Annotated in this window: 29 protein-coding genes; 15 read left to right on the top strand and 14 right to left on the bottom strand. The window is 64.1% G+C overall.

Annotated features, from left to right (window positions below; genetic code table 11):
- Positions 1-12: 12 nt before the first annotated feature.
- The 6 genes from CT676_RS22940 to CT676_RS22915 all read left to right on the top strand — a co-directional run bounded on the left by CT676_RS22940 (position 13) and on the right by CT676_RS22915 (position 3,809).
- The gene (locus CT676_RS22940; protein WP_085404308.1) at positions 13-396 is read left to right on the top strand and encodes a cupin domain-containing protein; all 384 of its coding nucleotides are present in this window, start codon (positions 13-15) and stop codon (positions 394-396) included.
- A 106-nt stretch (positions 397-502) separates the two neighbouring features.
- Positions 503-1,270, top strand: coding sequence for an acyltransferase (locus tag CT676_RS22935; protein ID WP_135215424.1), 768 nt, complete (start codon positions 503-505; stop codon positions 1,268-1,270).
- Between the two features lie 199 nt (positions 1,271-1,469).
- Positions 1,470-2,087 carry a 30S ribosomal protein S4 gene (gene rpsD / locus CT676_RS22930; protein WP_071912408.1) on the top strand — a complete coding sequence of 206 codons (618 nt, stop codon included), beginning with the start codon at positions 1,470-1,472 and terminating at the stop codon, positions 2,085-2,087.
- A 109-nt stretch (positions 2,088-2,196) separates the two neighbouring features.
- Complete coding sequence (locus CT676_RS22925) at positions 2,197-2,424, top strand: hypothetical protein (protein WP_135215423.1); 228 nt, start codon at positions 2,197-2,199, stop codon at positions 2,422-2,424.
- A gap of 85 nt (positions 2,425-2,509) precedes the next feature.
- Positions 2,510-2,704, top strand: a complete 195-nt coding sequence (locus tag CT676_RS22920; RefSeq protein ID WP_244623240.1) for a type II toxin-antitoxin system RelE/ParE family toxin — start codon at positions 2,510-2,512, stop codon at positions 2,702-2,704.
- A 37-nt stretch (positions 2,705-2,741) separates the two neighbouring features.
- The gene (locus tag CT676_RS22915) at positions 2,742-3,809 is read left to right on the top strand and encodes a threonine aldolase family protein (protein WP_028158436.1); all 1,068 of its coding nucleotides are present in this window, start codon (positions 2,742-2,744) and stop codon (positions 3,807-3,809) included.
- Between the two features lie 138 nt (positions 3,810-3,947).
- Here the strand turns inward: CT676_RS22915 and CT676_RS22910 are convergent, their stop codons facing one another.
- The 4 genes from CT676_RS22910 to grxD are packed head-to-tail and all read right to left on the bottom strand — an operon-like array spanning position 3,948 to position 7,426.
- Positions 3,948-5,210 (bottom strand): serine hydrolase domain-containing protein, encoded by a 1,263-nt coding sequence (locus CT676_RS22910; protein ID WP_167768118.1) that lies wholly within the window; start codon positions 5,208-5,210, stop codon positions 3,948-3,950.
- 1 nt (position 5,211) lies between these two features.
- On the bottom strand, positions 5,212-6,498 hold the full coding sequence (locus tag CT676_RS22905; RefSeq protein WP_167768117.1) for a serine hydrolase domain-containing protein: 1,287 nt from the start codon (positions 6,496-6,498) through the stop codon (positions 5,212-5,214).
- 46 nt (positions 6,499-6,544) lie between these two features.
- Positions 6,545-7,096, bottom strand: a complete 552-nt coding sequence (locus tag CT676_RS22900) for an O-acetyl-ADP-ribose deacetylase (protein ID WP_135215420.1) — start codon at positions 7,094-7,096, stop codon at positions 6,545-6,547.
- Between the two features lie 3 nt (positions 7,097-7,099).
- A complete protein-coding gene (gene grxD, locus CT676_RS22895; RefSeq protein ID WP_085404302.1) occupies positions 7,100-7,426 on the bottom strand; it encodes a Grx4 family monothiol glutaredoxin in 327 nt (108 codons plus the stop codon).
- A 239-nt stretch (positions 7,427-7,665) separates the two neighbouring features.
- On the opposite strand from grxD, the gene egtB reads away from it, so the two are divergent.
- Positions 7,666-8,964, top strand: coding sequence for an ergothioneine biosynthesis protein EgtB (egtB, locus tag CT676_RS22890; RefSeq protein WP_167768116.1), 1,299 nt, complete (start codon positions 7,666-7,668; stop codon positions 8,962-8,964).
- A gap of 50 nt (positions 8,965-9,014) precedes the next feature.
- Positions 9,015-9,986, top strand: coding sequence for an L-histidine N(alpha)-methyltransferase (gene egtD, locus CT676_RS22885; RefSeq protein WP_167768115.1), 972 nt, complete (start codon positions 9,015-9,017; stop codon positions 9,984-9,986).
- 247 nt (positions 9,987-10,233) lie between these two features.
- Here egtD and CT676_RS22880 read toward each other — a convergent pair whose 3' ends face one another.
- Together CT676_RS22880 and CT676_RS22875 are read right to left on the bottom strand one after the other, a co-directional pair.
- Positions 10,234-11,427, bottom strand: a complete 1,194-nt coding sequence (locus CT676_RS22880) for a low temperature requirement protein A (RefSeq protein WP_135215417.1) — start codon at positions 11,425-11,427, stop codon at positions 10,234-10,236.
- A gap of 26 nt (positions 11,428-11,453) precedes the next feature.
- Positions 11,454-11,690, bottom strand: a complete 237-nt coding sequence (locus CT676_RS22875; RefSeq protein WP_028147489.1) for a BolA family transcriptional regulator — start codon at positions 11,688-11,690, stop codon at positions 11,454-11,456.
- A 179-nt stretch (positions 11,691-11,869) separates the two neighbouring features.
- Here CT676_RS22875 and CT676_RS22870 point away from each other — a divergent pair, with 179 nt between their 5' ends.
- Entirely contained in the window at positions 11,870-12,229 is a 360-nt protein-coding gene (locus CT676_RS22870) for a DUF427 domain-containing protein (protein WP_135215416.1), read from the top strand.
- A gap of 58 nt (positions 12,230-12,287) precedes the next feature.
- Positions 12,288-13,391, top strand: coding sequence for an alpha/beta hydrolase (locus CT676_RS22865; protein WP_135215415.1), 1,104 nt, complete (start codon positions 12,288-12,290; stop codon positions 13,389-13,391).
- 33 nt (positions 13,392-13,424) lie between these two features.
- Here CT676_RS22865 and CT676_RS22860 read toward each other — a convergent pair whose 3' ends face one another.
- Positions 13,425-13,598, bottom strand: coding sequence for a DUF1328 domain-containing protein (locus tag CT676_RS22860; protein ID WP_135215414.1), 174 nt, complete (start codon positions 13,596-13,598; stop codon positions 13,425-13,427).
- A gap of 183 nt (positions 13,599-13,781) precedes the next feature.
- Here CT676_RS22860 and CT676_RS22855 point away from each other — a divergent pair, with 183 nt between their 5' ends.
- Positions 13,782-14,969, top strand: coding sequence for an acyltransferase (locus tag CT676_RS22855; protein WP_135215413.1), 1,188 nt, complete (start codon positions 13,782-13,784; stop codon positions 14,967-14,969).
- Between the two features lie 121 nt (positions 14,970-15,090).
- Here the strand turns inward: CT676_RS22855 and purL are convergent, their stop codons facing one another.
- Complete coding sequence (gene purL / locus CT676_RS22850) at positions 15,091-17,301, bottom strand: phosphoribosylformylglycinamidine synthase subunit PurL (RefSeq protein ID WP_135215412.1); 2,211 nt, start codon at positions 17,299-17,301, stop codon at positions 15,091-15,093.
- A 185-nt stretch (positions 17,302-17,486) separates the two neighbouring features.
- On the opposite strand from purL, the gene CT676_RS22845 reads away from it, so the two are divergent.
- Positions 17,487-17,966 (top strand): PaaI family thioesterase, encoded by a 480-nt coding sequence (locus tag CT676_RS22845; protein WP_167768114.1) that lies wholly within the window; start codon positions 17,487-17,489, stop codon positions 17,964-17,966.
- Positions 17,967-18,041: 75 nt separating this feature from the next.
- Positions 18,042-19,007, top strand: a complete 966-nt coding sequence (locus CT676_RS22840) for a DMT family transporter (protein ID WP_135215411.1) — start codon at positions 18,042-18,044, stop codon at positions 19,005-19,007.
- Between the two features lie 56 nt (positions 19,008-19,063).
- On the opposite strand, the gene CT676_RS22835 is transcribed toward CT676_RS22840, so the two are convergent.
- From CT676_RS22835 to purQ, 3 genes are all read right to left on the bottom strand, one after another.
- Positions 19,064-19,801: a tetratricopeptide repeat protein gene (locus CT676_RS22835; protein WP_063982362.1), complete on the bottom strand. Its 738-nt coding sequence runs from the start codon at positions 19,799-19,801 to the stop codon at positions 19,064-19,066.
- Positions 19,802-20,013: 212 nt separating this feature from the next.
- A complete protein-coding gene (locus CT676_RS22830; protein WP_167768113.1) occupies positions 20,014-21,000 on the bottom strand; it encodes a tripartite tricarboxylate transporter substrate binding protein BugD in 987 nt (328 codons plus the stop codon).
- Complete coding sequence (gene purQ / locus CT676_RS22825; protein ID WP_135215410.1) at positions 20,997-21,698, bottom strand: phosphoribosylformylglycinamidine synthase subunit PurQ; 702 nt, start codon at positions 21,696-21,698, stop codon at positions 20,997-20,999. The genes CT676_RS22830 and purQ overlap by 4 nt, the downstream gene beginning before the upstream one ends.
- 167 nt (positions 21,699-21,865) lie before the next feature.
- On the opposite strand from purQ, the gene CT676_RS22820 reads away from it, so the two are divergent.
- On the top strand, positions 21,866-22,882 hold the full coding sequence (locus tag CT676_RS22820; protein WP_071912382.1) for a magnesium and cobalt transport protein CorA: 1,017 nt from the start codon (positions 21,866-21,868) through the stop codon (positions 22,880-22,882).
- 13 nt (positions 22,883-22,895) lie between these two features.
- Here the strand turns inward: CT676_RS22820 and purS are convergent, their stop codons facing one another.
- Together purS and purC are read right to left on the bottom strand one after the other, a co-directional pair.
- Positions 22,896-23,135: a phosphoribosylformylglycinamidine synthase subunit PurS gene (gene purS, locus CT676_RS22815; RefSeq protein ID WP_014494125.1), complete on the bottom strand. Its 240-nt coding sequence runs from the start codon at positions 23,133-23,135 to the stop codon at positions 22,896-22,898.
- Between the two features lie 12 nt (positions 23,136-23,147).
- Positions 23,148-23,915 carry a phosphoribosylaminoimidazolesuccinocarboxamide synthase gene (purC, locus tag CT676_RS22810; protein ID WP_172782948.1) on the bottom strand — a complete coding sequence of 256 codons (768 nt, stop codon included), beginning with the start codon at positions 23,913-23,915 and terminating at the stop codon, positions 23,148-23,150.
- A gap of 320 nt (positions 23,916-24,235) precedes the next feature.
- Here purC and CT676_RS22805 point away from each other — a divergent pair, with 320 nt between their 5' ends.
- Positions 24,236-24,559 carry a DUF1476 domain-containing protein gene (locus tag CT676_RS22805; protein WP_014494124.1) on the top strand — a complete coding sequence of 108 codons (324 nt, stop codon included), beginning with the start codon at positions 24,236-24,238 and terminating at the stop codon, positions 24,557-24,559.
- 66 nt (positions 24,560-24,625) lie between these two features.
- Here CT676_RS22805 and cynS read toward each other — a convergent pair whose 3' ends face one another.
- Complete coding sequence (cynS, locus tag CT676_RS22800) at positions 24,626-25,114, bottom strand: cyanase (protein ID WP_014494123.1); 489 nt, start codon at positions 25,112-25,114, stop codon at positions 24,626-24,628.
- Between the last annotated feature and the right edge of the window lie 89 nt (positions 25,115-25,203).

Below are 25,203 nucleotides of genomic sequence, written 5' to 3'. Positions count from 1 at the left end.
GGAGGAAGAACCATGCTCAAAAAGACTTTGCTCGCTCTCGCCTTCACCAGCCTCGCCGTTGCGGCCTTCGCCCAGCAGACCGGCATCAAGCGGACCCCGCTGCAGAAGGTCGAATTTCCCGACGGCTACAACACCGTCACCGCCATCGCAGAGGTCCCGGCCGGCGGCGCGGCCGGACGCCATACCCATCCTGGGGTCGAAACCGGCTACGTGCTCGAAGGCGAGCTGAATCTCCTCATCGACGGCCAGCCGGAGAAAACCCTCAAAGCCGGGGATTCCTACCAGATCCCGGCAGGCGTCGTGCACGACGCCAAGGCTCATGGCGACAAGGCCATGAAAGTACTCGGGGTTTACATCGTCGACAAGACCAAGCCGCTGGCCTCGCCGGCGCCCTGATGCGGCGAACCGACCGGCGCCAGGCGGGTTGGTTCGTGCTAGAGCACGCGGCGAGCGGGCCACCCGCTCGCTGCACATATTTTAGTCCGCAGGAACCGAAAGACCCATGCGCGGGACGTCCAAGACCATTTCGCTGCCGCGCCGCCTGATTTGCGACCTCATGCGGGCGTCGATGGACGTGCCATTCGTCTCGCCCTCCCGCCCCCTCAATATCCGCCCCCTGCTGGAGGCGCGTGCCGGAGCGATGGCGCCCTCCGGCTGGGCCGCAATGTTCGTCAAGGCCTTTGCCCTGGTCGCCAGGGACGAGCCGGTCCTGCGCACCGTCTACGCCAAATGGCCTTGGCCGATGCTCTACGAGCTGCCCAATAGCGTGGCGTCGGTGGCGATCGCCCGGGTCCAAGACGGCGAGGAATGCGTGATGCCGCAGCGAATCGCGGCTCCCGAAGCCATGGCGCTGGCCGCGGTGGACGCCGAAATCCGGCGTGCCAAGACGGCCCCGGTCGACGATATCCCGATGTTCCGCAAGATCATGCGGGCCACCCGCCTGCCGCTGCCGCTGCGGCGGCTGTGCTGGGCGGTCGGGCTGAATTTCGGCCGACAGCGCGGCAATTGGTTCGGCAGTTTTGCCGTGAGCTCAGTGGCCGCCTATGGCGGTGGCGAGCTCCATCCCATCACGCCGGGCCCGTTCATCGTCAGCTATGGGGTGGTCCAGGGCGACCAGACCATCCATGTCGTGATCCGCTGGGACCACCGGGTCACGGACGCCGCCCCCATAGCCCGGGTCCTGACCCGGCTGGAACAGGTCCTGAACACTGAAATCGCTGCCGAATTGCGCGCGGCCGGCCCCAAGCCGATCCGGGCGGTCCGGACATGATTTCGGGGCTATTCGCATTGACAGAACGGCCCAAACTCACCTAAAAGCCGCCTGCTCGCGGGCCGATTTCGGCCCGCGAAGCGTTTCGCGACCCGTGGTCCTCTCCCTTAAGCTTTGGGGATCGGACCTGTCAGTGCCGGGCCCAGCCCGTCACACAGGAGGGCGCGTTTCCTCAAACCATGTACCTGAAGAGGACGCGATGACTAAGCGCAGTGAGGCGAAGTACAAACTCGATCGCCGTATGGGCCAGAACATCTGGGGCCGCCCGAAGAGCCCCGTCAATCGCCGCGAGTACGGCCCCGGCCAGCACGGCCAGCGCCGCAAGGGCAAGCTCTCCGACTTCGGCGTGCAGCTGCGCGCTAAGCAGAAGCTGAAGGGCTATTACGCCAACATTTCCGAGCGTCAGTTCCACGGCATCTATGTCGAGGCGAGCCGCCTCAAGGGTGACACCGGCGAGAACCTGATCGGTCTCCTGGAGCGTCGTCTCGACGCGGTCGTATACCGCGCCAAGTTCGTCTCCACGATCTTCGCCGCGCGCCAGTTCATCAACCACGGCCACGTCAAGGTGAACGGCCGCAAGGTCAACATCTCGAGCTACCAGCTCAAGATCGGCGACGTGATCGAGGTCAAGGAAGCCTCCAAGCAGCTCGCCCACGTGCTCGAAGCCAGCCAGCTCCCCGAGCGCGACACCCCCGACTATCTCGAAGTCGACCACGGCAAGATGACCGCCAAGTATGTGCGCATCCCCGGCCTCTCCGACGTGCCGTTCCCGGTGCAGATGGAGCCGCATCTGGTCGTCGAATTCTATTCGCGCTGATAGTTCGGCAGAACGACATTCAAAGGCCCCGGTTCACCGGGGCCTTTTTGTTTGAGCCGGCGATTCCCACAGGCCATCTGTGCTATGATTGCACATCGCGGAGTTGAGCATGACTCGTCTTCTGGAAGAGGCCTTCAGCAAAGTTTCCGGGCTGCCCGATTCAGAGCAGGACGAACTGGCGCGGACCCTGCTTGAGCTTGCCGGGGTCGATCAGCCACCAATCGAGCTGACGGCGGCGGAAGAGGCAGATCTCGCCGAGGCCGAAGCCGAAATCGCCCGCGGCGAGCTGGCCAGCGCCGACGAAGTCCGCGCGATGTGGGCTAAGCACGGGCTGTAAAGGTCCGCTATACGAAGCGGGCGCTCGCCCAAATCGACCAAATTCTGACCTACATCAGGCGCACTCGCCCCAAGGCGCGGGCCACGTGCGCGGCCGCATTGTCGCTCTCATAGCATTGCTAGAGACCTACCCCCACGCAGGGCGAACGACTACGCGTGCATACGTCCGTCGCTTGCCGGTCAACCCTTATCCCTATCTGATCGATTATCGTGTGACCGAGACAGAAATCGTTATTATGCGGTTTCGTCACGCCGCCCGGCGTCCACCCAGAGCTCGCTGACCGCGAGCGAGTGCCATTCCCCTCAGGGAGCAAGTTGATGCTCTATACCCCTCCCCCGATCGATCCCAAGGCGCCGCCGGTGCGCATCAATCTGCTCTCGGACACGCAGACCAAGCCGACGGCTGCGATGCGCGAGGCGATGGCGCGGGCGGAGGTCGGCGACGAGCAGGTCGGCGACGATCCGACCGTGAACGCACTGTGCGAGCGCGTCGCCGCGCTACTCGGCAAGGAAGCCGCGGTCTACATGCCCTCAGGCACGATGTGCAACGTCACCGCGACGCTGGTGCATTGCCGTCCCGGCGACGAGATCCTCGCCCACGAGAGCGCCCATATCATCGCCCGCGAAGGCGGCGCGCATGCCGCGATCGGCGGCTTCCAGGTCACCCAGCTCAAGGGACCCGACGGCCAGTTCACGCCGGAGACCTTTCGCAAGGCACTGCATCCGCGGACGCGCTACCAGCCGCCGCAGACCGTCGTCAGCGTCGAGCAGACCGCCAATATCGGCGGCGGCACGATCTGGAAGAAGGCAGCGCTCGACGAGATCGTCGCGATCGCCAAGCAGCACGGCCTCGTCACCCACATGGACGGTGCGCGCCTGCTCAACGCCACCGTCGCAAGCGGCATCTCCCCGCGCGACATGACGGCGGGGTGGGATTCGGCCTGGATCGATTTCTCCAAGGGCCTGGGCGCGCCGATCGGCGGCGTGCTCGCGGGCACCCGCGCCTTCATCGACGCAGTCTGGCAGTGGAAGCAGCGCCTCGGCGGTTCGATGCGGCAGGCCGGTGTCTGTGCCGCCGCCTGCATCTACGCGCTCGACCATCACGTCGATCGCCTTGCCGACGACCACGCCAATGCGCGCGCGCTCGCCCGCGGGCTATCGCAGATCGCGGGCGTCGAGGTGCAGGAGCCCGAGACCAATCTCGTGTTCTTCAAGCCCGACGGCGCCGGAATTGCCGGCGACAAGATGGTCGCCGCACTGCGCCAGCGCGGCGTGACGCTCGCGATGATGGACGGCCGTATCCGCGCCTGCACCCATCTCGACGTCAATGCGGCCCAGGTCGAGGAAACGATCGGATACGTGCGCGAGATCGTGCGCGGGGCGTAAGTCCGTAGCCCGGATGGAGCGCAGCGAAATCCGGGGTCTTCGCCTCGCGGAAAGATTTTCCCGGATTGCGCGGAGCCTGTCATCGGGCGGCGCTTCGCGCCGACCCGTTGGCTCCATCCGGGCTACGAAGGCGGCTAGCTACCGCCCCATCGCCTGATAGATCAGCGTCTTCAGCGCCAGCTGAATCCGGCCACGCTGCGACGGGGTCTGCACCATGAAGATCCCGAACAGATCGTCTTCGGGATCGATGAAGAAGAAGGTGCCGCCGACGCCGTCCCAGCGATATTCGCCAAGCGGCCACGATGTCCCTGATGGCACCGAGGTGCGCACCGCGAAACCGAGGCCGAAGCCGGAGCTTCCGCCCGGATAGTAATTCTGATCGCGCGCGATCTTCGTCGCGGGGCCGATATGATCCGACGCCATCAGCGCGATGGTCTCGGGCTTGAGATAGCGCCGACCTTCATAGCTGCCGCCGTTGAGCAGCATCTGCGAGAAGCGCGCGTAGTCACCGACCGTACCGACAAGGCCGCCGCCGCCCGACTCCCACCTCAGCGGTTTCCGGGGATCGCGGACCTGCGTCATCGGACTGATCGCGCGATCCTGCGGCATCGGCTCGGCGATGCGCGGCCACTTGGCAGGATCGGCGACATAGTATGCGGTGTCCGTCATTCCGAGCGGATCGAGCAGCCGCTCCTTCTCGAACGCGAACAGCGATTTCCCCGATATGACCTCGACGATGCGGCCGAGCACGTCCGTGGAGTGGCCATAGTCCCAGTTCGTGCCGGGCTGTTCGGCGAGCGGAAGCGTGGTGATCTTCGCGACGAGTTCGGCGTTGGTCAAAGCCTTGTTGTCGAAGAGACCGGCGTCGGCATAGAGCTTGTTCACCAAGCCCCCGCCATAATAGCCGTAGGGCAGCCCGGCAGTGTGGCGCATCAAATCCTTGATCGTCACGGGGCGACTGAGCGGCTCCAGCGCCAGCGCAGCCTTGCCGTCCTCGGCCTTCGTCTCGACACCGACCTTCATCGCGCCAAAGGCCGGAATGTACTTTGCGACGGGATCATCGAGCGAGAGCTTGCCCTGCTCGACCAGCATCATCGCCATGACTGTCGTGACCGGCTTCGACATCGAATAGAGCCGGAAGATCGTGTCCGCGCTCATCGAGATCTCGGTCGCGACATCGCGGACGCCGAAATTCTCGTAATAGACCGGCTTGCCGTGCTGCTGGAGCAGCAGGATCGCGCCCGGAAAGGTGCCGGCTGCGACCTCGCTCCTGATGTAGTCGGAAACCTTTGCCAGACCTTCTGGCGAGAAACTGTGGGCGCGCCCCTCGGAGCCCGCCTGCGCACCACCTGCACCGAACAAAAGAACGAGCGCCGCGATCAGCGCGCGGCGCCCGAACATGTCACTTCTCCATTGCTTCATAAACCAACTGCTTCAATGTCCGCTGCACGCGCTGGCGCTCGGTCGGGGTCTGCTCCAGCAGCACGAAGAACATGTCCTGCTTGGGGTCGATGACGAAATAGCAACCGGAGGCGCCGTCCCACTTCAATTCCCCGAGATCGCCGGGCGGCGGCGGCTTGGCGTTGCCGGGATCGGTGCGGACCGCAAGGCCGAGGCCGAAGCCGAACCCGTCGCCGGGGAAATAGAAATAGTCGCGACTGACCCCCGAGGTCGGGCCGACCTGGTCGGTCACCATCAGCTTGAACGTCTCGGGCTTGAGGATGGTCTTGCCGTCGAGGCTGCCGCCATTGAGCAGCATCTGCGCAAAGCGCTCATAGTCCGCCATGGTCGTAACCATGCCGCCGCTGGCGAATTGAATCTTTTTGACAACCGTCGGATCATTGATCCGGCCGACACGAAAATCGGCGTCATTCGGCACCGGCTGCGCCAGAAGCTTCTGCTTCTCGGGCGCGGTGACGAAGAAGCCGGTGTCGACCATGCCGAGCGGATCGAGCAGCTTCTCCCGCTCGATCTCGAGCAGCGGCTTGCCGGTTGCGACCTCCATGACTCGCGCCAGAATGTCGGTGGAATGGCCGTATTGCCACAGCGCGCCCGGCTGGTTGTGCAACGGCAGTTTTGCGATGCGCTCGGCGAACTCGGCGAGATCGAAATCGCCGTCATAGATCTTGGCGTCGCGATAGGCCTTGCGGACCAGGCTGTCGCCGTAGAAGCCATAGGTGACGCCAGACGTGTGCGTCATCAGATCCTTCACCGTCATCGGCCGGCTCAGCGGCGCGAGTTCGAGCGACTTGGTGCCGTCGTCGGCCTTCTTCTCGACGCCGACCTTCACATTGGCGAAGGACGGAATGTATTTCGAGACGGGATCGTCGAGCTTGATCTTGCCGTCCTCGATCAACTGCACCGCAACGACGGAGGTGATCGCCTTGCTCATCGAGAACAGGCGGAAGATGGTCTGGTCCGTGATCGGCGCCTTGCTCACCACGTCCTGCACGCCGAAGGCTTCGCGGAAGACCGGCTTGCCGTGCTGCTTGATCAGCACTGTCGCGCCGGCGATCTTGCCGGTCGCGACCTCGTTGTTGAAGAACTCGCTGACCTTGGCGAGCTTGTCCTGATTGAAATGCGCGCCGGCCGGAATCTCGTAGGTGCCTTCGGCGCGCGCGAGCGACATCGCACCCAGCGACACCAGTGCGCCGCAAATCAACGCACGCAGTCCGAAATGTGAATTCATATCCCCTCCCCGGAAGGTGGCCGAGCGGAGTGTACTGACCACGTCATCAGGCACAAGGGCTGCTGTACCGCGCCAGAACGTCCGTGTGGAGCGCGGCGCTTGTCTCCGAGAAACAACAGAATATGACGTGGGTGACCAGCGGCGTAGCCGGCAGGGCTTCAATGGTCGTGTGGACCGCAATCTTCGCGGCCTGGTCGGCCGGAAAGCGATATACCCCGGTCGAGATCGCGGAGAAGGCTAGAGAGTTCAGTCTATTGGCCTGGGAGAGCTCAAGCGCACGGCGATAACAGGAACGCAGCGAATCCGCCTCGCCGCGGCTGCCGCCCTGCCAGACGGGGCCGACTGCGTGGATCACATGTCCCGCGGGCAGACGGTAGCCCTTCGTGATCTTGGCATCGCCGGTCGGACATCCCCCGAGCGTCCGGCACTCGGCCAGAAGCTCGGGACCGGCAGCGTCGTGGATTGCGCCATCAACGCCGCCTCCGCCAAGGAGAGACGAACTTGCGGCGTTGACGATGGCGTCAACGCCGAGTGTCGTGATGTCAGCGACGATAACCTCAAGCTCGGCGCCGCCGATGCGGCGCGTCAGCTGGGTCACGTGTCAGGCCGCGACGGCGACGCCCTTCTCGGAGAGCAGCTGCTGCAGTTCGCCGGCCTGGAACATCTCGCGGACGATGTCGCATCCGCCGACGAACTCGCCCTTCACATAGAGCTGCGGAATGGTCGGCCAGTTCGAGTAGTCCTTGATGCCGTTGCGCAGTTCGGCGGATTCGAGGACGTTGAGGCCCTTATAGCCAACGCCGATATGGTCGAGGATCTGGACGACCTGGCCGGAGAAACCGCACTGCGGAAACTGCGGCGTTCCCTTCATGAACAGAACCACGTCGTTCGACTTGACTTCGTTGGCGATGAATTCCGCGATGCTCATATCCGTGTCCTTCTGGGGCGGAGCCCTCAACAATCACTCCGGGCCGGCTCAGCCGATTTAACCCGATACCTGCCTATATATGTAGCCCAAACCGTTGTGCATCCAAAGTAAAATGGCGGCGAACAGCCCCTTGGGGCCGGTCCAGGCCACGCCGGCCCCATTACATGATGCCACGAATATCATCGCCGGGGAGGACTTTCATACCGTAACGGAGCCCCTATCTAGGACGAACCCAGGTTTTGGAACCGGGCAACGCCAACAACGTTCTCTTGTCCTGTCTGGAGAAAAACGTGACGAAATCAGCCTCCGCTACGGCCACCCCGCCGCTTTCGTCACCGTCGGCCGACCCGCGCGGCCTCGCCCAGGGGCTGGAAGAGGCATTTCTCGCCGTCCGCAACGAGACCGAGCGCCGGGCCGAGCCGCTGTCGCCCGAAGACCAGCAGATTCAATCCATGCCGGATGCGAGCCCCACGAAATGGCATCGGGCCCATACCACCTGGTTCTGGGAGCAATTCCTGCTCGGCGAGCACGCCCCTAGCTACCGGCCCTTCCACCCTGATTTCGCTTTCCTGTTCAATTCCTATTACGTCAGCGCCGGCCCGCGTCATTCCCGCAATCACCGCGGCGACATCACCCGCCCCAGCGCCGATCAGGTCGGCGCTTATCGAACATATGTCGATGCGGCTGTCGTCAAATTCTTCCGCGAGGTCGGCCCGGACAAGCTTCGCGAGATCGCGCCGCTCGTCGAGGTCGGGCTCAATCACGAGCAGCAGCATCAGGAATTGATGTTCACCGACATCCTGCATGCCTTCGCGCAGAACCCGATCCCGCCGGCCTATGATCCGGACTGGCGCTTCCCGGCTTCGACACGCGCGGGGGAGGATTGGCTGACGCTGAACGAAGGTATCCACACCGTCGGTCATGTCGACGACAGTTTTCATTTCGACAATGAGAAGCCGGCGCATCGCGCCCTCGTCGGTCCAGTCAGGGTCGCACGCAACCTCGTCACCAACGCCGAGTGGCTCGCCTTCATGCGCGACGGCGGCTACCGGACCGCAACGCTGTGGCTGATGGACGGCTTTGCCACCGTCAACAACGAAGGCTGGGACGCCCCCGGCCATTGGCGCGAGATCGACGGCCAGTGGCACATGATGACGCTCGCCGGCCTCAAGCCGGTCGATCCGGACGCGCCGGTCTGCCACGTCAGCTATTACGAGGCCGATGCGTTTGCGCGCTGGGCCGGAAAGCATCTGCCGACCGAGATGGAATGGGAGGTTGCTGCGCGTGCCGGCCAGCTCAACGACGCCTTCGGCATTGTCTGGCAGTGGACGCGGTCTTCATATTCGCCCTACCCCGGCTACCGCGCCATCGAAGGCGCGCTCGGGGAGTACAACGGCAAGTTCATGATCAACCAACTGGTGCTGCGCGGCTCCTCGCTTGCAACTCCCGAGGGCCACAGCCGTATTACCTATCGCAATTTCTTCTATCCGCACCATCGCTGGCAGTTCACCGGACTGCGGCTCGCCGATTACGTCTAGTTTTCATCCGACGATAAATGCGCGCCGGACAGCGCGTTCAGGAGAGTATCATGAATGTGCACGCCAGCGCTTTGGCCGAAGCCCATCTCCCCGACGAGCAGACCACCGCCTTCGCCCGCGAGGCCATCGAGGACCTCTCGCAGCAGCCGAAAAAGCTGTCGCCGAAATATTTCTACGACGCGACCGGCTCGGAGCTGTTCGAGGCAATCACGCGCCTGCCGGAATATTACCCGACGCGCACCGAGCTTGCGATCCTGAAGGAGCGCGGCAGCGAGATCGCGAAGATCATTCCGCAGCATGCGGCGCTGGTCGAGTTCGGCGCCGGAGCAACCACAAAAGTCCGCCTGCTGCTCGATCACTGCAAGTTCGCGGCCTATGTACCCGTCGACATCTCCGGCGACTTCCTGAAGGCGCAGGCCAACGGCCTGAAGCGAGACTTCCCGACGCTCGGCATCTATCCGGTGGCGGCCGACTTCACCACGCCGTTCGAGTTGCCCAAGGCCGTCGCATCGATGCCCAAGGTCGGCTTCTTCCCCGGCTCGACCATCGGAAATTTCGAGCCGCATGAGGCGCAGGCCTTCCTGAAGAGCGCCCGCAAGATCCTGGGCAAGGGCGCGCAGATGATCATCGGCGCCGACCTCGAGAAGGAAGAGCGCGTCCTCCACGACGCCTACAACGATGCCGCCGGCGTCACCGCCCGCTTCAACCTCAATGTGCTCGTGCGCATCAACCGCGAGCTCGGCGGCAATTTCGACCTGTCCGCCTTCACCCATCGCGCGATCTACAACCGCGAGCGGCACCGGATCGAGATGCATCTGATCAGCAAGAAGAGCCAGACCGTGCGCCTGCTCGGCACCAGCTTCTCGTTCCGCCCCGGCGAGAGCATCCACACCGAGAACAGCTACAAATACAGCCTCGAGCGTTTTGCTGCGCTGGCGCTGGGCGCGGGCTGGCAGGTGCGCGAAAGCTGGACGGACGCGGCGAAGATGTTTTCCGTGCACGCGCTGGAGGCGGCGGAGTAAACGCGCTCCGGCGCTTCCCGCTCGACTGGCCGTCCGGAGAGCTATGTATTTCAGAGCGTTTTCCCGCGGCACATCCTTCGAGACGCCCGCCTTCGGCGGGCTCCTCAGGATGAGGACGGAGCACGCGGCAGCAGTTTCAGCGGGCGCCTATGCCGATTAGCCTCATCCTGAGGAGACCGCGCAGCGGTCGTCTCGAAGGACGAGGCGTACGCTCAAACAACTCTACGAGGACATGTGCGGCCGGAGCTCAATGCGCCTCTGCCTCCTCCGGCTTCGACCCCAGCGACACCGACTCCCATACCGCGACCACGATCATGATCACGGTCGACGCGACCGACAGCCAGAGCGGCGAGAGATCGGCGGCGAACCACCACAGCACCAGTAGCAGGATGATGCCGATGCCGTGGGAGAGCTGGAGGAAGCCGCGGATCGCGTGCTTGAACAGGATGGTGCCGACCAGGAACACCAGGGGACCACCGACCGTGCTCACGATGGTCCTGATATCGGAATGGCCGGTCGGATGCTTCAACACCAGTTCGTCCGACACCGCGGTCAGGATGATGCCGGCGATGATCGGCATGTGCAGATAGGTATAGGCCATCCGTGCCAGCCGGCCGGATTCGGTGGATTTCGAGAGCCGCTCGGAGCCGGCCTCCGCGCCCTTGTGGAAATAGACCCACCACATCGCGATGGCCCCGGCCAGGGCCGAGACGAAGGCCAAAATATTATCCGCGGTCCAGTCCAGTTCGGCAAAGGCGGCGCCGTTGACGACGACGGCTTCTCCGAGTGCGATGATGATGAAGCCGGCGCAGCGCTCGGCCATGTGCCCGCCTTCGACGGCCCAGGCTTCGACCGACGAGAAGCCGAGCTTCGGGACCCAGAAGCGCACCGCCGGCGAGACGTATTCGATCGCGAGCGCCGCGATCCAGAACCACAGCCGCGCCTCGTCATGGGCGAGACCGCCGAGGATCCAGAAGATCGCGGAGCCAGAGAGCCAGACCAGAATGCGGATCGCGTTGTGCCGGACGGCCGTTCGATGGCGCGGGGTCGCGAACAGCCAGAAGGCGGTGCGTCCGACCTGCATGGTCGCGTAGGCGATCGCGAACCACAGGCCCCGCCCCTCGAAGGCGGTCGGGATCGTCGTCGACAGCACGAGGCCGCCCAGCATCATCAGGAAGATCAGGATGCGGACCGGGGTCAGCTCGGGATTGAGCCAGTTGGTGACCCAGGCGGTGTAGACCCACACCCACCACACCGCGAGGAACAGCACCGTGACGTGGACCGCGCCGAGCGGGGTGAAATGGTGCAGCAGCGTGTGCGAGACCTGCGTGACGGCGAAGACGAAGACGAGGTCAAAGAACAGCTCGGCATTGGTGACGCGGCTGTGCTGGTTCGGAGCGATGACGCGAAACATCGCGCCGCGAGGATTGTCCGCAGCCATCGTCATCCCCCCGTCACGCGATCAGATCAGGCCCCGGGTACCCCGGTTTGCAGCGCCAGAGCGTGCAGCACGCCGCCCATCTGGCCTTGCAGGGACTGATAGACGATCTGGTGCTGCTGGACGCGGGACTTGCCGCGGAAGGATTCCGAGATCACGGTCGCGGCATAGTGGTCGCCATCGCCGGCGAGGTCACGGATCGTCACCTCGGCATCGGGGATCGCTGCCTTGATCATCGCCTCGATATCGTGGGCGTCCATGGGCATTCGGGTCTTGCTCCTGTCTCGGCTTCGAATCGCTTGCCGGGGTCCCCGGACCGGCAGGGCCAAACTTAGCGTGAACGGCCTTCTACGTCACGCATTCCGGCACTATATCCCTGATCCCATCCGGATAAAGGCACGACAAAGTGCCGCGCGCGCAAGATTGATCGAAAAGGCGTGAAATCATGAAGCTTCCAGGGCCCGACCACCCCATCACCATTACCCAGAATCCCCGACGCGTCCGCGTCACGGCCGGCGACATCGTGATCGCCGAGACCAGCAAGGCGCTGATGTTGAAAGAGGCGAAATATCCGGCGGTGCAATATGTGCCGCGGGAGGACGCCAACATGGCGGTGCTGGAGCGCACCGACCGCGTCACCCATTGCCCCTACAAAGGGGACGCGAGCTATTACAGCGTCAAGGCCGACGGCAAGACGCTCGACAACGCGATCTGGACCTACGAGACGCCCTTCCCCGCGATGACGGAGATTTCCGGCCATCTCGCCTTCTATCCGGACAAGGTGAAGATCGAGGAAGTGGGGTAGGCTCATCGCGCCGGAGGCGATCGCAGGTCGCTTCCTCTCAGTCGACACAAGGCTCAGGATGCCGCGCAAAGCCGCAAGACTGATTGGGCTCTCGTTGCTGGGCGTGGCCGGTATCCTCATCGTGGTGGCCGCCGCCGGACTGGGTTTTCGCGCCTATCGCCAGCATCTTGCTGCCGAAACCCTCGCGATCCGCTCACCAAAGGGCGTGCAGGAGGGAGGGTACGTCGACATCGGCGGAATCAAGCAATGGATTCAAATCCGCGGCGAGGATCGGGATAACCCGGTCCTCCTGTTCGTCCACGGCGGGCCCGGAGGCTCCAGCTGGCCAATGTCGTCGGGTTGGCGCCCCTGGGAAAAGCACTTCACCATCGTGCAATGGGACCAGCGCGGCACCGGCCGCACGTATGGCGCCGCCGGAGACACGCTGGCGCCAACCATGACACTGGAGCGCATGACGCAGGATGGCGTCGAGCTGGCCGAGCATCTGCGCACGCATCTGCACAAGGACAGGATCGTCCTGGTCGGGCATTCGTGGGGCTCGTTCCTGGGAATTCACATGGTGAAGCAACGCCCGGATCTGTTCTCGGCCTATGTCGGCACGGGCCAGGTGGTTGGCAGGACGACCTTCGAGAAGGCATTCGAGCTCACGATCGCGCGCCTGCAACGGCTTGCGGCATCCGCCAACAATCCCGAAGCCCTGGCGGAATTGGCGCCGATCGCTTCACAGCCGGCCCTCACCCCGGAAAATCGCCTGATTGCGGACAAATGGAGCAACGCGCTGGGTCTGCCGCCCGCCGGTGGCTTCCAGTTCGCCGGCCCCATCCCGCCGCTCTTCATGCCGGATGTCTCGCTGCTCGACTTGTACAACTGGCGCAAGGGCGTCGCCTTCTCGGCCAAATATCTGACCGGACGGAACGGGCCGATGTTTCAGAGCGACATGGCCTCGATGGGATTCAGATCTTCGATCCCCATGTTCTTCATCGAGGGCGACGCGGACGGCGTGACGCCGGGCGGACCGGCCGAGCAATATTTCAAGGAGATCACGGCCCCGCATAAGGAATTTGTGTGGGTTCGCGGCGGCGATCATTTCATTCCGTTCGATCGTCCTGATGAGTTCCTGGCCGAGCTGATGGCCCGCGTCATGCCATTCGCAGGCAATTGAGGGCCGGCCCCCGCGATTCGACCGTCAGCCCGGCTATGCCCTGAAGATCGTGAGCCCCAGTACCAGCAGCACCAGGAAGATCACGACGAATATATAGAACAGGAAGCGGGCGACATCGGCCGAGGCGGCCGAGAGGCCGGTGAAGCCGAGCACGCCGGCCACGATCGAGATCAAGAGAAAGATCAGCGCCCATTTCAGGATCGTCATAACCAACTCCGACTAAAATGCCGCATGTTTTGCGGCCCTCAACCTATTCGCGAACGCTAACTTCGCTGCGCGGAACTGGTTCCTGAGGGCACTCCGCGGGCAAGGCGCGGCACAAACTGCGCTTGCTGAATCCGGTTCCCGGCGGCACAGTCCGGCCAGGGCTGGAGCGCAATCGGGGCGACCATGATGACGATGTCACATTCCGCGACGATCGGCGCGGAGGCGCACGCCGCGCCGAAAGCCAAGACGCGCAATCTGTCGCTCGATCGGACCCGCACCTTTCTCACGCTGGTGGTGCTGCTGCACCACGCGGTCATTCCCTACACCTATTTCGGTCACACCGACCCGGCGTCCTGGATCGGCTTCGACGTCGTCGTGCTCTGCACCGACAGCTTCTTCATGGCGATGTTCTTCTTCCTGTCGGGACTGTTCACGTGGTCCGGCATCGCGCGCAAGGCACCACAGGTTTTCCTGCGCGACCGCCTGTTGCGGCTCGGGCTGCCGTTCGTGATCGCGGCCTTCACGGTCATCCCGCTCGCCTATTACGCGATCGCGCTGCGGCACGATCCCGAGCTGACCTTCGCTTCGTTCTGGTGGAAGACGATCACCGTCGGGCCGTGGCCGAGCGGGCCGATCTGGTTCGTGTGGGTGCTGCTGGCGTTCGACCTGACTGCGAGCCTGCTCTACCGGGTCTCAACCCACCTGGTCGATCCGGTCAACCGCGTTTCGGTGCGCGGATTTGAGCAGCCGGCCGTGTTCTGGCTGCTGCTCGCCGTCGTCACTGCCGTCGTCTACGTGCCCGCGCTGGTCCATTTCGGGGCCAACAAATGGTTCGAGTTCGGACCGTTTTCGGTGCAGGCGAGCCGCGTCCTGCTCTACTTCGCCTATTTCTTCATTGGCGTCAGCGTCGGTGCCGCCAACTTCGATCGCGGTATCCTCAGCGCCGAGGGCCAGTTGCCGAAGAACCGATGGATGTGGGTGATCGCCACGCTGGTCCCCTACTGCCTGATGTGGTGCATGATCTACATCAAGCGCGCAATCCTCGGGAATCCCAACGTGCTGCCGGACTGGTATCAGGCGATCTACGGGACGTTCGTCGTGCTGTTCTCGGCCGCGATCCTGCTCGCGATCCTCGCCTTCTTCCTGCACCAGAAGTCGCCGGGGCCGAACCTGCTCGACCGCATGCAGGCGGACGCCTACGGCATGTTCCTGGTGCACTACCCGATCGCGCTGTGGATCCAGTATGTGCTGTTCGACTATTCGTGGCCTGCGATCTTCAAGGCCGCGATCGGCTTCGTGCTCACGGTGTTGCTGAGCTGGGGACTGACGGCAATGTTGCGGAAGATTCCGGGCGCGTCGCACGTTTTGTGAGGCCGAGGTCTCTCCATCCGCCATTGCGAGCGTAGCGAAGCAATCCAGAGTCTCTCCGCGGAGACGATCTGGATTGCTTCGTCGCTTTGCTCCTCGCAATGACGGAGTGTGTGGCGGCGCCTTACGCCGCCTTCCCGCTCATATATTCCGGCAGCCAGCGCTCGAACGATTTCCGCAGGCTATCGATCGTGACCGGCGCCTCGCCCGCGATCGCGATTGCATCGCCGCCGGTGGTGCCGATGCGCACGCAGGGCACCTCGCAGCCGCGCATCTTGGCCAGCACGCGGCCGGCTTCCGCTTCCGGCACGGTGACGAGATAGCGCGCCTGGTCCTCGCCGAACCAATAGGCCTGCGAGACGAGCGACGTCGGCGCCGCCAGCAATTTTGCGCCGATGCCGCTGGCCATTGCCATCTCGGCGAGCGCGATCAGCAGGCCACCGTCGGAGAGATCGTGCACCGCGGTCGCAGTGCCCGCATGGATCATGCCGCGCACGCAGTCGCCGTTGCGCTTCTCGGCCGCGAGGTCGACCGGCGGCGGCGCGCCCTCCTCGCGACCGCAGATGTCGCGCAGGTAGACCGACTGGCCGAGCCAGCCGTGGGTCTCGCCGACCAGGAGGATCGCCTCGCCCTCGGCCTTGAAGGCCAGCGAAGCGGACTTGGTGAAATCGTCGAGCAGACCGACACCGCCGATCGAGGGTGTCGGCAGGATCGCGCGGCCGTTGGTCTCGTTGTAGAGCGAGACGTTGCCGGACACGACCGGGAAGTCGAGCGTGCGGCAGGCCTCCGAGATGCCCTTCAGGCAGCCGACAAACTGGCCCATGATCTCGGGCCGTTCAGGATTGCCGAAATTGAGATTGTCGGTGATCGCGAGCGGCTTGCCGCCGACCGCGGTGATGTTGCGCCAGGCTTCCGCCACCGCCTGCTTGCCGCCCTCGAACGGGTCAGCTTCGCAATAGCGCGGCGTGACGTCGACGGTCAGCGCCAGACCCTTCGGCCCGTCCTGCACGCGCACCACGGCGGCATCGCCGCCGGGACGCTGCAAGGTGTTGCCGAGGATGACGTGGTCGTATTGCTCCCAGACCCAGCGCTTGCTGCACATGTCGGGCGTGCCGATCAGCTTCTCCAGCGCGGCACCGACGCCCATCGGCGCCGGCACCTCGCGCGCGTGCACCACAGGCAGCGCGGCGGAGGGAACGTGCGGACGGTCGTAGAGCGGCGCCTCGTCACCGAGCTCCTTGATCGGCAGGTCGGCCATGACGTCGCCGCCATGCTTGACGACGAAACGCTTGCTCGGGGTGGTGTAGCCGACGACGGCGAAGTCGAGACCCCACTTCTTGAAGATGGCCTCGGCTTCCTTCTCCTTCTCGGGCTTGAGCACCATGAGCATGCGCTCCTGGCTCTCCGAGAGCATCATCTCGTAGGCGCTCATGCCGGTCTCGCGGGTCGGCACCGCGTCGAGATCGAGGTCGACGCCGAGGTCGCCCTTGGCGCCCATCTCGACCGCCGAGCAGGTCAGGCCGGCCGCGCCCATGTCCTGGATCGCGATGACGCAGCCCTTCTCCATGATCTCGAGGCAGGCCTCGAGCAGCAGTTTTTCGGCGAAGGGATCGCCGACCTGCACGGTGGGGCGCTTCTCCTCGGACTTGTCGTCGAACTCGGCCGAGGCCATCGAGGCGCCGTGGATGCCATCGCGCCCCGTCTTGGAGCCCAGATAGACGATCGGCATGTTCACGCCGGAAGCGGCCGCATAGAAAATCTTGTCGGCGTCGGCGAGGCCCACGGCCATCGCGTTGACGAGGATGTTGCCGTCATAGCGGGTGTGGAAGCGCACCTGGCCGCCCACCGTCGGCACGCCGAAGGAATTGCCATAGCCGCCGACGCCGGCGACGACGCCGGAGACGAGATGCCGTGTCCTGGCATGCTCGGGCGCGCCGAAGCTCAGCGCATTGAGGCAGGCGATAGGACGCGCGCCCATGGTGAAGACGTCGCGCAGAATGCCGCCGACGCCGGTGGTCGCGCCCTGATAGGGCTCGATGTAGCTCGGGTGGTTGTGGCTCTCCATCTTGAAGACCACGGCCTGGCCGTCGCCGATGTCGATCACGCCGGCATTCTCGCCGGGGCCCTGGATCACCCAGGGCGCCTTGGTCGGCAGGCCGCGCAGATGGATGCGCGAGGATTTGTACGAGCAGTGCTCGTTCCACATCGCCGAGAAGATGCCGAGCTCGGTGAAGGTCGGCTCCCGCCCGATCAGCTTCAGGATGCGCTCGTACTCGTCGGGCTTGAGCCCGTGGGCGGCAACCAGTTCGGGGGTGATCTTGGGTTCGTTCTTCATGGATTCGGGGCTTTCGGCGGCGTTTTGCCGTTCTTAGGAAGATCGGGGGCCTACGAAAAGCCCTTTATGGCCCATTTTCCCGCTGTCCCACGTTTTGCGGGCAGGCGGTCGGCGGGAACGGGAATTGCAAGGCGCTGACGGATCGGATTTAAGGACTAAAGACCCGTAATTGAAGGCCCATTTCCTTGCACGAATTGACCAAAGTCCCCTCCACCCGCCGCCCGGACCTGCACGTCGCCACCGATGGCGAGTTCACGGGCTGGCGGACCTGGATTCGCGACAGTTTTGAGAGCCATATCGGCCCGTTCTGGCACAAGATCGAGGACGACGGCAGCGTCCGCTCGGCCTTCCGGGTCGAGAAAAAGCACCTCAACGGCTCCGGAAACGTCCATGGCGGCTGCTTCATGGCCTTCGCCGACTATTGCCTGTTCGCGATCGCCACCCACGAGCTGGATGGCCCGGCCGTGACGACGAATTTCGCCTGTGATTTCCTCGACGCGGCCCGCGAGGGCGAGCTGGTCGAATGCGTCGGCGAAGTGTCCCGCGCCGGCGGCTCGCTGATCTTCCTGCGGGGCAAGCTGACCTCGGCCGGGCGGCCGCTGTTTACCTTCTCCGGCACGATCAAGCGGGTGAAGCGGAAGCCTGCACTCCAGGCAAACGCATAGCTCGACGCCTTCCCTTTTCGCGCCCCCTCGCCCAGACTTGCGACAAGCGCGTTGGCGCGGGGGAGCAGGAACAAGGTGCCGAAGAGCACATCGTCGGGCCGCACGGCGGCCGCCGCATCATCGTCGCCATCCATCATCGCCGTCGGCGCCCGTAACTGGCGCGACTATGCGCTGCTGTTCGCGCTCGCCTGCTGCTGGAGCTCGACCTATCCGCTGGCGAAGCTCGCGCTTCCCACGATCCCGCCCATCACCTTCATCTCGGCGCGCTCGTTGATCGCGTTCGCCTTCCTGTTCGCGATCCTGTGGATGCGCGGCGTCAAGCTGCCGACCGACGTGAAGGCCTGGAAGCTGTTTGCGACACAGCAACTGATCAACTCGACCTTTCCGTTCCTGATCATCACCTGGTCGCAGCAATATGTCCCGGCGTCGAACACGGTGGTGCTGGCCTCGACGACGCCGATCTTCGCCTTCCTGATCACGTCGCCGATCACGCGGCACGAGCCGGCCACGCTGCTGAAGCTCGCGGGCGCAATTCTCGGCCTCGCCGGCACGATCGCCATCGTCGGGCTGGACGCGCTACGCGGCTTCGGCAGCGAGATCGTGGCGGAGATCGCGATCCTGCTCGCCACCATCTCCTTTGCCTGCGCGACGATCTTTGGCCTGCGGCTCTCCGAATACGACCCGATGGTGGTGGCGACTGGCTCGCTGCTGTTCGGCGGCCTCGTGCTGCTGCCGCCCGCGCTGATCATCGACCAGCCCTGGACGCTGCATCCGACGCCGACGGCGATCGTGGCCACCATCGTCATGGGCATCGTCTCCAGCGCGCTGGGATTGATGCTGTTCTACGTCTGCCTCGGCCGGCTCGGCACGCTGACCACGAACGCGCAAGGCTATCTGCGCATTCCGATCGGCGTCGGATTGTCCGTGCTGCTGCTCGGCGAGAGCGTGCCGTCGAACCTCGCGCTGGGACTGCTGCTGGTCATGGCCGGCGTCGCCGCGATGACGGTGCCGGCGGAACGGCTGAAGCTGCGCAAGGCATGATCCGGAAAAGTGCGCAGCAGTTTTCCGATAAGATCATGCTCAAACAATAAGACCGCTTAGGTCGAAATCTGCTTCTCGGCGATCGAGAGCCAATCGGCCTGGGCGTCGCGCAGATATTTGGGCGCGCGCCGCATCTGGATCAGGAGCTCGTTGAAGACCACGCGCGCCTCGGCGCTGCGGCCGACCATCTGGAGCAGCATGCCGTAGCGCACTCGTGCCTCGGCGCCGGGGAAATACCCGGCGACGGCGTGATATTCCTCCAGCGCCTCGTCGAGCCGCCCCACCTCGGCGAGCGCGCGGGCGTAGAGCAGATGCGCATCGGCGGAATCGAAGTCCGGCCATTGCTTCTGAAGATCGTCCAGCGTCGCCAGCGCATCGGCCGGACGCTTGGCGGAAAACTCGGCCTGCGCCTTGCCGAAGGCATAAGCGGGGTCGTGGCCCATCGGCAGGCTCAGGATGTGACCGTAATGCTGCTCGGCCTCGCTGAAGCGGCCGACCTTCGCGCATTCCTCGGCCAGCGCCGCACGGTTGGCGATGGTGTCGGTGGCCGCCAGCCGGTCGCACAGCTCGCGATAACGCTTCTCCGGATCGAGCCGATTGGCAACGCGCTGACGCGCCTGTCGCGCACCGGGGCTGGAAAACCATTCAGGGACGAGTTCGACCGCGATGTAGGCGAGCGCGCCGATCAGCGGCACCATCAGGATGATGAAGGCCCAGGGCTGCAACCGCCCGGTTCGCGACGCGTGATAAATCAGTGTGATATCGAGCAGCAGAACGACCAAAGCGACGGGCATGTGACATCCGGGAGCACAACGACAGCGCACGCTTCCTGATATCGCAACTCGCGCGGCGAAACAACTTTGAGTTGCTTTCACCCGCGCGGAAATCAGCGACCCCGGACACGCGCGCCTTGATGGCGACGAGGAGTCAGTCGTCTCAAACGCGATTGAGGTTCATGAGACAGCAAGCCCAAAACCGCTATGACTTGCTATGATTTGGGCGGCTGCTACTTGGCGTCGTCCGCCAGCATCTTCCGGTACTTCTCGACGTCGCGCGTCACGAGCTTCTGGAGCACCTCGGGCGTATGCTCGTCGGGATCGGGCGCAACGGTCGACAAATCCGCAAAACGCTTCTTCACCGCGTCGGTTTCCACCGCGGTGCGCGCGGCTGCATTCAGCTTGGCGATGACGGCCTGCGGCGTGCCCTTGGGTGCGAACAGGCCATTCCAGCCCTGCGCCTCGAAGTCCGGCAGGCCTGCCTCGGCAGACGTCGGCAGATCGGGCAGCGTGGCCAGCCGCACGGTCGAGCCGACCACGAGCCCCCGCACCAGCTTCTCGTTGATCGACTGCGAGACGGAGGCTGCGGCGTCGCAGACGCCGTCGATCTGGCTGCCGACCGCGTCGGTGAGCGCAGGCGCCGCGCCGCGATAGCCGACCAGCGTCGCATCAATGCCGGCGGCCGTCACGAAGCTCTTGCAAATGAGGTAATTCGACGAGCCGACACCGGCGTGGCCGAGATTGATCTTGCCGGGGTTCGCCTTGGCGTAGGCGACGAACTCTTTCAGGTCCTTCGCCGGGAAATCCTTGCGCAGCGCGATGATGCCGAACGTCTTCGCGACCATGGCGATCGGCACGAAGGATTCAGGTGTGAACGGCAGTTTTGGATAGATCGTGTAGGTTGCGGCGTTGGTGCCGGCATTGCCGATCGCGATGGTGTAGCCGTCAGGCTCGGCGCGGGAGGCGCGCGCCAGCGCGGTCGAGCCGCCGGCGCCGGCGACGTTCTCGATCACGATGGTCTGGCCGAGCGCGATGCCCATCTGCTCGGCGACCGTGCGCGCGATCACGTCCGACGTGCCGCCGGCCGCGAACGGCACGATCATCGTGAGCGGGCGCTTGGGGAAATCCTGCGCGAAGGCTGCGGTCGCGAGCGAAAATGTCGCGAGCGACAGCGCCGCGATCGCGGCGAGAGCCCGCTTCCCCACGAACGAGATCACGCGGCCTTTTCCAGATGGGCAGTGAGGCCGGCGAACAGGCCGCGGCCATCGGTGCAGCCCATGATGTCTTCGACGTGGTTCTCCGGGTGCGGCATCATGCCGAGCACGTTGCCCCTGTCGTTGACGATTCCGGCGATGGATTGCGCCGCGCCGTTAATGTTATGGGCCTCGTCAACCACGCCGTCGGCCGAGCAGTAGCGATAGAGCACCCGCCCCTCGCCTTCGAGCCGCTTGATGGTCTCTTCATCCGCCTCGTAATTGCCCTCGCCATGGGCGACCGGCACGCGGATCACCTGGCCCGCATTATAGCCGCGGGTGAACGGCGTGTCGGAGCGCTCGACGCGCAGATGCACGTCGTGACAGATGAATTTCAGCCGTGCGTTGCGCATCAGGACGCCGGGCAGCAGGCCGGACTCGCAGAGGATCTGAAAACCATTGCAGACGCCGAGCACGAGACCGCCCTTGGCCGCATAGTCGCGCACCGCGTCCATCACCGGCGACCGCGCCGCGATCGCGCCGCAGCGCAGATAGTCGCCGTAGGAGAAGCCGCCGGGCACCACGACGAGGTCGGTGCCCGCGGGCAGCGACGTCTCGGCGTGCCAGACCATCGCGGGCTCGCTGCCGGAGATCAGCCTCAAGGCGCGCGCCATGTCGCGCTCGCGGTTGATTCCGGGAAAGACGAGGATGGCGGCTTTCATGGTTCGGGTTCCGACGGTGATGGGAATCGGGCTGGCCAAAGGGCCAATTCGTCAGGAGACATAGCCATTTGACGGGGATTTTACCAGTGCTAGCCTTGCCGGGCGGCCTTGTACACAGGCCATAGCCACGGCAATTTTGCCTGACGATTTTGCCCGGGATTGAAGCCATGAACGTCCCGTCGCTGCCCGCCTCCCTCTCCGAACCGGTGTCCACTCAGGGCGTCATCGCTGCCGGCGCCTATGTCGACGGCCGGCGTGTCGCCAATATCGCCATCAGCGAGGCTTCGAGCTGGCGGGCCAAGCCCGGCCACGTGGTGTGGATCGGGCTGCACGAGCCTGACATGGCGCTGCTCGGCGCCGTGCAGAAGCAGTTCGACCTGCACGACCTTGCCATCGAGGACGCCAACAACGCCCATCAACGGCCGAAGATCGAGCAATATGGCGAGGCCCTGTTCATCGTGGCGCGGACGGCGCAATTGTTCGAGGGCCGGATCGCCTTCGGCGAGACGCACATATTCGTCGGCGAAGGCTATCTGGTCTCGGTGCGCCACGGCGCCTCGACATCCTACACGCCGGTGCGCGAACGCTGCGAAAGCTGCCCACGGGCGCTGGCGCGCGGCGAGGACTACATCCTCTACGCCATCCTCGATTTCATCGTCGACAACTACTCGCCCGTGCTGGAGAGCATCCACGAGGAGGTCGAGGGCATCGAGGACGACGTGCTCTCCAAGCCGATCAGCAAGGCACAGATCGAGCGGCTCTACATGCTGCGCCGCGACCTGTTGCGGCTCAGGACCGCGATCGGCCCGCTGGTGGAAGTCTGCCGTCGCCTCGAGCATGACGAGCTTGCGATGGTGCGTGCGACGATGCAGCCGCTGTTCCGCGACGTCACCGACCACGTCAGGAACATCCAGGAGCGCATCGATTCCATGCGCGAGGTGCTGGCCTTCGCCTTCGAGGCGAGCCTGCTGGTCGGACAGGCGCAGGAGACCGCGGTCTCCAAGAAGCTCGCCTCGTGGCTGGCGATCCTCGCCGTGCCCACCGCAGTCGCAGGCATCTACGGGATGAACTTCAAGTACATCCCCGAGCTGCAATGGGAGTACAGCTATTTCGTCGTCATGGGGATGATGGCGCTCGCCTGCCTCGCATTGTATTGGCGCTTCCACCGCGTCGGATGGCTGTGAAGCGCCGCGCGGGTTAGACGATCTCGACGCGATAGTTCTCGATCACGGTGTTCGCCAAGAGCTTGTCGGCGGCCTCCTTCAGCGCCGCTTCGGCCTTGGCCTTGTCGGCGCCGGCAAGCTCGATGTCGAACACCTTGCCCTGGCGGACGCTGGCGACGCCGTCGACGCCGAGCGACTTCAGCGCGCCTTCGATGGCCTTGCCCTGCGGATCGAGGATGCCCGTCTTCAGGGTAACGGTAACACGTGCCTTCACGTCAAATCCCTCTTAGCTCTTCACCAGCACCGGGCCAGTGCCCTGCGGACGCTCATTCTCCATGAGGATGCCGAGGCGTTTTGCGACTTCGGTGTAGGCCTCGAGCAGGCCGCCGAGGTCCCTGCGGAAACGGTCCTTGTCGAGCTTCTCGTTCGACTTGATGTCCCACAGACGGCAGCTATCCGGCGAGATCTCGTCGGCGACGATGATCCGCATCATCTCGTTCTCGAACAGCCGGCCGCACTCCATCTTGAAGTCGACGAGGCGGATGCCGATGCCGAGGAAGAGGCCGGTGAGGAAGTCGTTGACACGGATGGCGAGCGCCATGATGTCGTCGATCTCCTGCGGGGTGGCCCAGCCGAACGCGGTGATGTGCTCTTCCGACACCATGGGGTCGTTGAGCTGGTCGTTCTTGTAGTAGAATTCGATGATCGACCGGGGCAGCTGCGTGCCCTCCTCGATGCCGAGGCGCTGCGACAGCGAGCCGGCGGCAACGTTCCGCACCACCACTTCCAGCGGCACGATCTCGACCTCGCGAATCAACTGCTCGCGCATGTTGAGGCGGCGGATGAAATGGGTCGGCACCCCGATGTCGTTGAGGTGCTGAAACAGGTACTCCGAGATCCGGTTGTTGAGGACACCCTTGCCCTCGATCACCTGATGCTTTTTCGCATTGAACGCGGTGGCGTCATCCTTGAAGTGCTGGATCAGGGTACCGGGCTCCGGGCCTTCGTAAAGAACCTTTGCCTTGCCTTCATAAATACGACGCCGACGGCTCATGGGGATGTACCGTGTTTTGTTGAAATCCATGTATTTGGTGTGCTCCGGTTACCAGGTTACGACCCACAGCGGAGCTGCCGTGAACGGCTGGGAACCCGTCTATAACCCCTTGGAAACAGAACGGGAACCAAGCCTTCAGGCAACCTATCCGATTGGCTGTCCCAGCACAATCGATCCGGCCGCCCGGCATCAACTTATACCGTCTTGCCTGCGGCTTAACGGCTCGTTGTTTTGCCGATTCGTGCCCCCTATCTAGGCATGCGCCGGGGCCGTCGCAACGACGGCCGCCGGATCCAGTCAGCAGGGAATTGGAAAAAGGCATGAGCAGTTTGGACAAGCGCGAGGAAGGCTTCGAGAAGAAGTTCGCCCTCGACGAGGAGCAGAAATTCAAGGCGGAAGCCCGCCGCAACCGGCTGCTCGGCCTTTGGGCCGCCGAGAAGCTCGGCATCACCGGCGAGGCCGCCACCGCCTACGCAAAGGAAGTGGTCGCGGCCGATTTCGAGGAGGCCGGCGATGCCGACGTCCTGCGCAAGGTCATGGCCGATTTCGCCGCCAAGAACGTCGCCATCACCGAACAGGCGATTCGCGCCAAGATGAGCGAATTGATCGCCGTGGCCGCGGCCGAGGTGAAGGCGGGCAAATAGGCGAATAGGGAGCGGCGAGTAGCGAATGAACCCCATTCGCTACTCGCGATTCGCCATTCGCGTGCCTCACCCCTCCTTGAAGCCGTATTCCGGCACATTGCCGCTGGCGCCGTAGTATTTGTACGGCAGAAACTTGCCGCTCATGGTGATCTTGACGCGGTCGCCCTTCGGGTTGGCAACGCGCTCCATTGCCATGTCGAAGTCGATCGCCGACATGATGCCGTCGCCGAACTCCTCCTCGATCAGCGCCTTCCACGCCGGACCGTTGACCATCACCATCTCGTAGAAGCGATAGATCAGCGGATCGGTCGGCGGCATCGGCGTGCCAGTGCCGCGCATCGGCACCTCGTTGAGCATCGCGGTCTCGGCCTTCGACAGGCCGAACAGCTCGCCGGCATTGGCGGCCTGCGGTTTCGTCAGCTTCATCTGGCCGAGAATCGCACCGACGATCAGCACCTCGGAATAGCCGCCGACCTTGTCGCAGATGTGTTTCCAGCTCCAGCCGTTCTCGCGCTTGATGTCGAGCAGCTTTTCGGTGAGGTCTTCGCGTTTCATGTCGGGGTCTCCCTTCGCCAGGCATCGTGTCACGTCGTTTGTGCCGCTTTGGGAGGCACGAAACGTGCCAATAAATGAGGCTTGAGGCG

Origin of the sequence: Bradyrhizobium sp. MOS001 (assembly GCF_004634465.1) — a bacterium.
Taxonomy (GTDB): domain Bacteria; phylum Pseudomonadota; class Alphaproteobacteria; order Rhizobiales; family Xanthobacteraceae; genus Bradyrhizobium; species Bradyrhizobium barranii.
This window is presented reverse-complemented; position numbering and strand designations above follow the sequence as displayed.

What these genes read in the sequence shown, in the direction of transcription:
- CT676_RS22940 (WP_085404308.1), top strand. Translation starts at nt 13, where the DNA reads ATGCTCAAAAAGACTTTGCTCGCTCTCGCCTTCACCAGCCTCGCCGTT.
- CT676_RS22935 (WP_135215424.1), top strand. Translation starts at nt 503, where the DNA reads ATGCGCGGGACGTCCAAGACCATTTCGCTGCCGCGCCGCCTGATTTGC.
- rpsD (WP_071912408.1), top strand. Translation starts at nt 1,470, where the DNA reads ATGACTAAGCGCAGTGAGGCGAAGTACAAACTCGATCGCCGTATGGGC.
- CT676_RS22925 (WP_135215423.1), top strand. Translation starts at nt 2,197, where the DNA reads ATGACTCGTCTTCTGGAAGAGGCCTTCAGCAAAGTTTCCGGGCTGCCC.
- CT676_RS22915 (WP_028158436.1), top strand. Translation starts at nt 2,742, where the DNA reads ATGCTCTATACCCCTCCCCCGATCGATCCCAAGGCGCCGCCGGTGCGC.
- CT676_RS22910 (WP_167768118.1), bottom strand. Translation starts at nt 5,210, where the DNA reads ATGTTCGGGCGCCGCGCGCTGATCGCGGCGCTCGTTCTTTTGTTCGGT.
- CT676_RS22905 (WP_167768117.1), bottom strand. Translation starts at nt 6,498, where the DNA reads ATGAATTCACATTTCGGACTGCGTGCGTTGATTTGCGGCGCACTGGTG.
- grxD (WP_085404302.1), bottom strand. Translation starts at nt 7,426, where the DNA reads ATGAGCATCGCGGAATTCATCGCCAACGAAGTCAAGTCGAACGACGTG.
- egtD (WP_167768115.1), top strand. Translation starts at nt 9,015, where the DNA reads ATGAATGTGCACGCCAGCGCTTTGGCCGAAGCCCATCTCCCCGACGAG.
- CT676_RS22880 (WP_135215417.1), bottom strand. Translation starts at nt 11,427, where the DNA reads ATGGCTGCGGACAATCCTCGCGGCGCGATGTTTCGCGTCATCGCTCCG.
- CT676_RS22875 (WP_028147489.1), bottom strand. Translation starts at nt 11,690, where the DNA reads ATGCCCATGGACGCCCACGATATCGAGGCGATGATCAAGGCAGCGATC.
- CT676_RS22870 (WP_135215416.1), top strand. Translation starts at nt 11,870, where the DNA reads ATGAAGCTTCCAGGGCCCGACCACCCCATCACCATTACCCAGAATCCC.
- CT676_RS22865 (WP_135215415.1), top strand. Translation starts at nt 12,288, where the DNA reads ATGCCGCGCAAAGCCGCAAGACTGATTGGGCTCTCGTTGCTGGGCGTG.
- CT676_RS22860 (WP_135215414.1), bottom strand. Translation starts at nt 13,598, where the DNA reads ATGACGATCCTGAAATGGGCGCTGATCTTTCTCTTGATCTCGATCGTG.
- CT676_RS22855 (WP_135215413.1), top strand. Translation starts at nt 13,782, where the DNA reads ATGATGACGATGTCACATTCCGCGACGATCGGCGCGGAGGCGCACGCC.
- purL (WP_135215412.1), bottom strand. Translation starts at nt 17,301, where the DNA reads ATGAAGAACGAACCCAAGATCACCCCCGAACTGGTTGCCGCCCACGGG.
- CT676_RS22835 (WP_063982362.1), bottom strand. Translation starts at nt 19,801, where the DNA reads ATGCCCGTCGCTTTGGTCGTTCTGCTGCTCGATATCACACTGATTTAT.
- purQ (WP_135215410.1), bottom strand. Translation starts at nt 21,698, where the DNA reads ATGAAAGCCGCCATCCTCGTCTTTCCCGGAATCAACCGCGAGCGCGAC.
- CT676_RS22820 (WP_071912382.1), top strand. Translation starts at nt 21,866, where the DNA reads ATGAACGTCCCGTCGCTGCCCGCCTCCCTCTCCGAACCGGTGTCCACT.
- purC (WP_172782948.1), bottom strand. Translation starts at nt 23,915, where the DNA reads ATGAGCCGTCGGCGTCGTATTTATGAAGGCAAGGCAAAGGTTCTTTAC.
- CT676_RS22805 (WP_014494124.1), top strand. Translation starts at nt 24,236, where the DNA reads ATGAGCAGTTTGGACAAGCGCGAGGAAGGCTTCGAGAAGAAGTTCGCC.
- cynS (WP_014494123.1), bottom strand. Translation starts at nt 25,114, where the DNA reads ATGAAACGCGAAGACCTCACCGAAAAGCTGCTCGACATCAAGCGCGAG.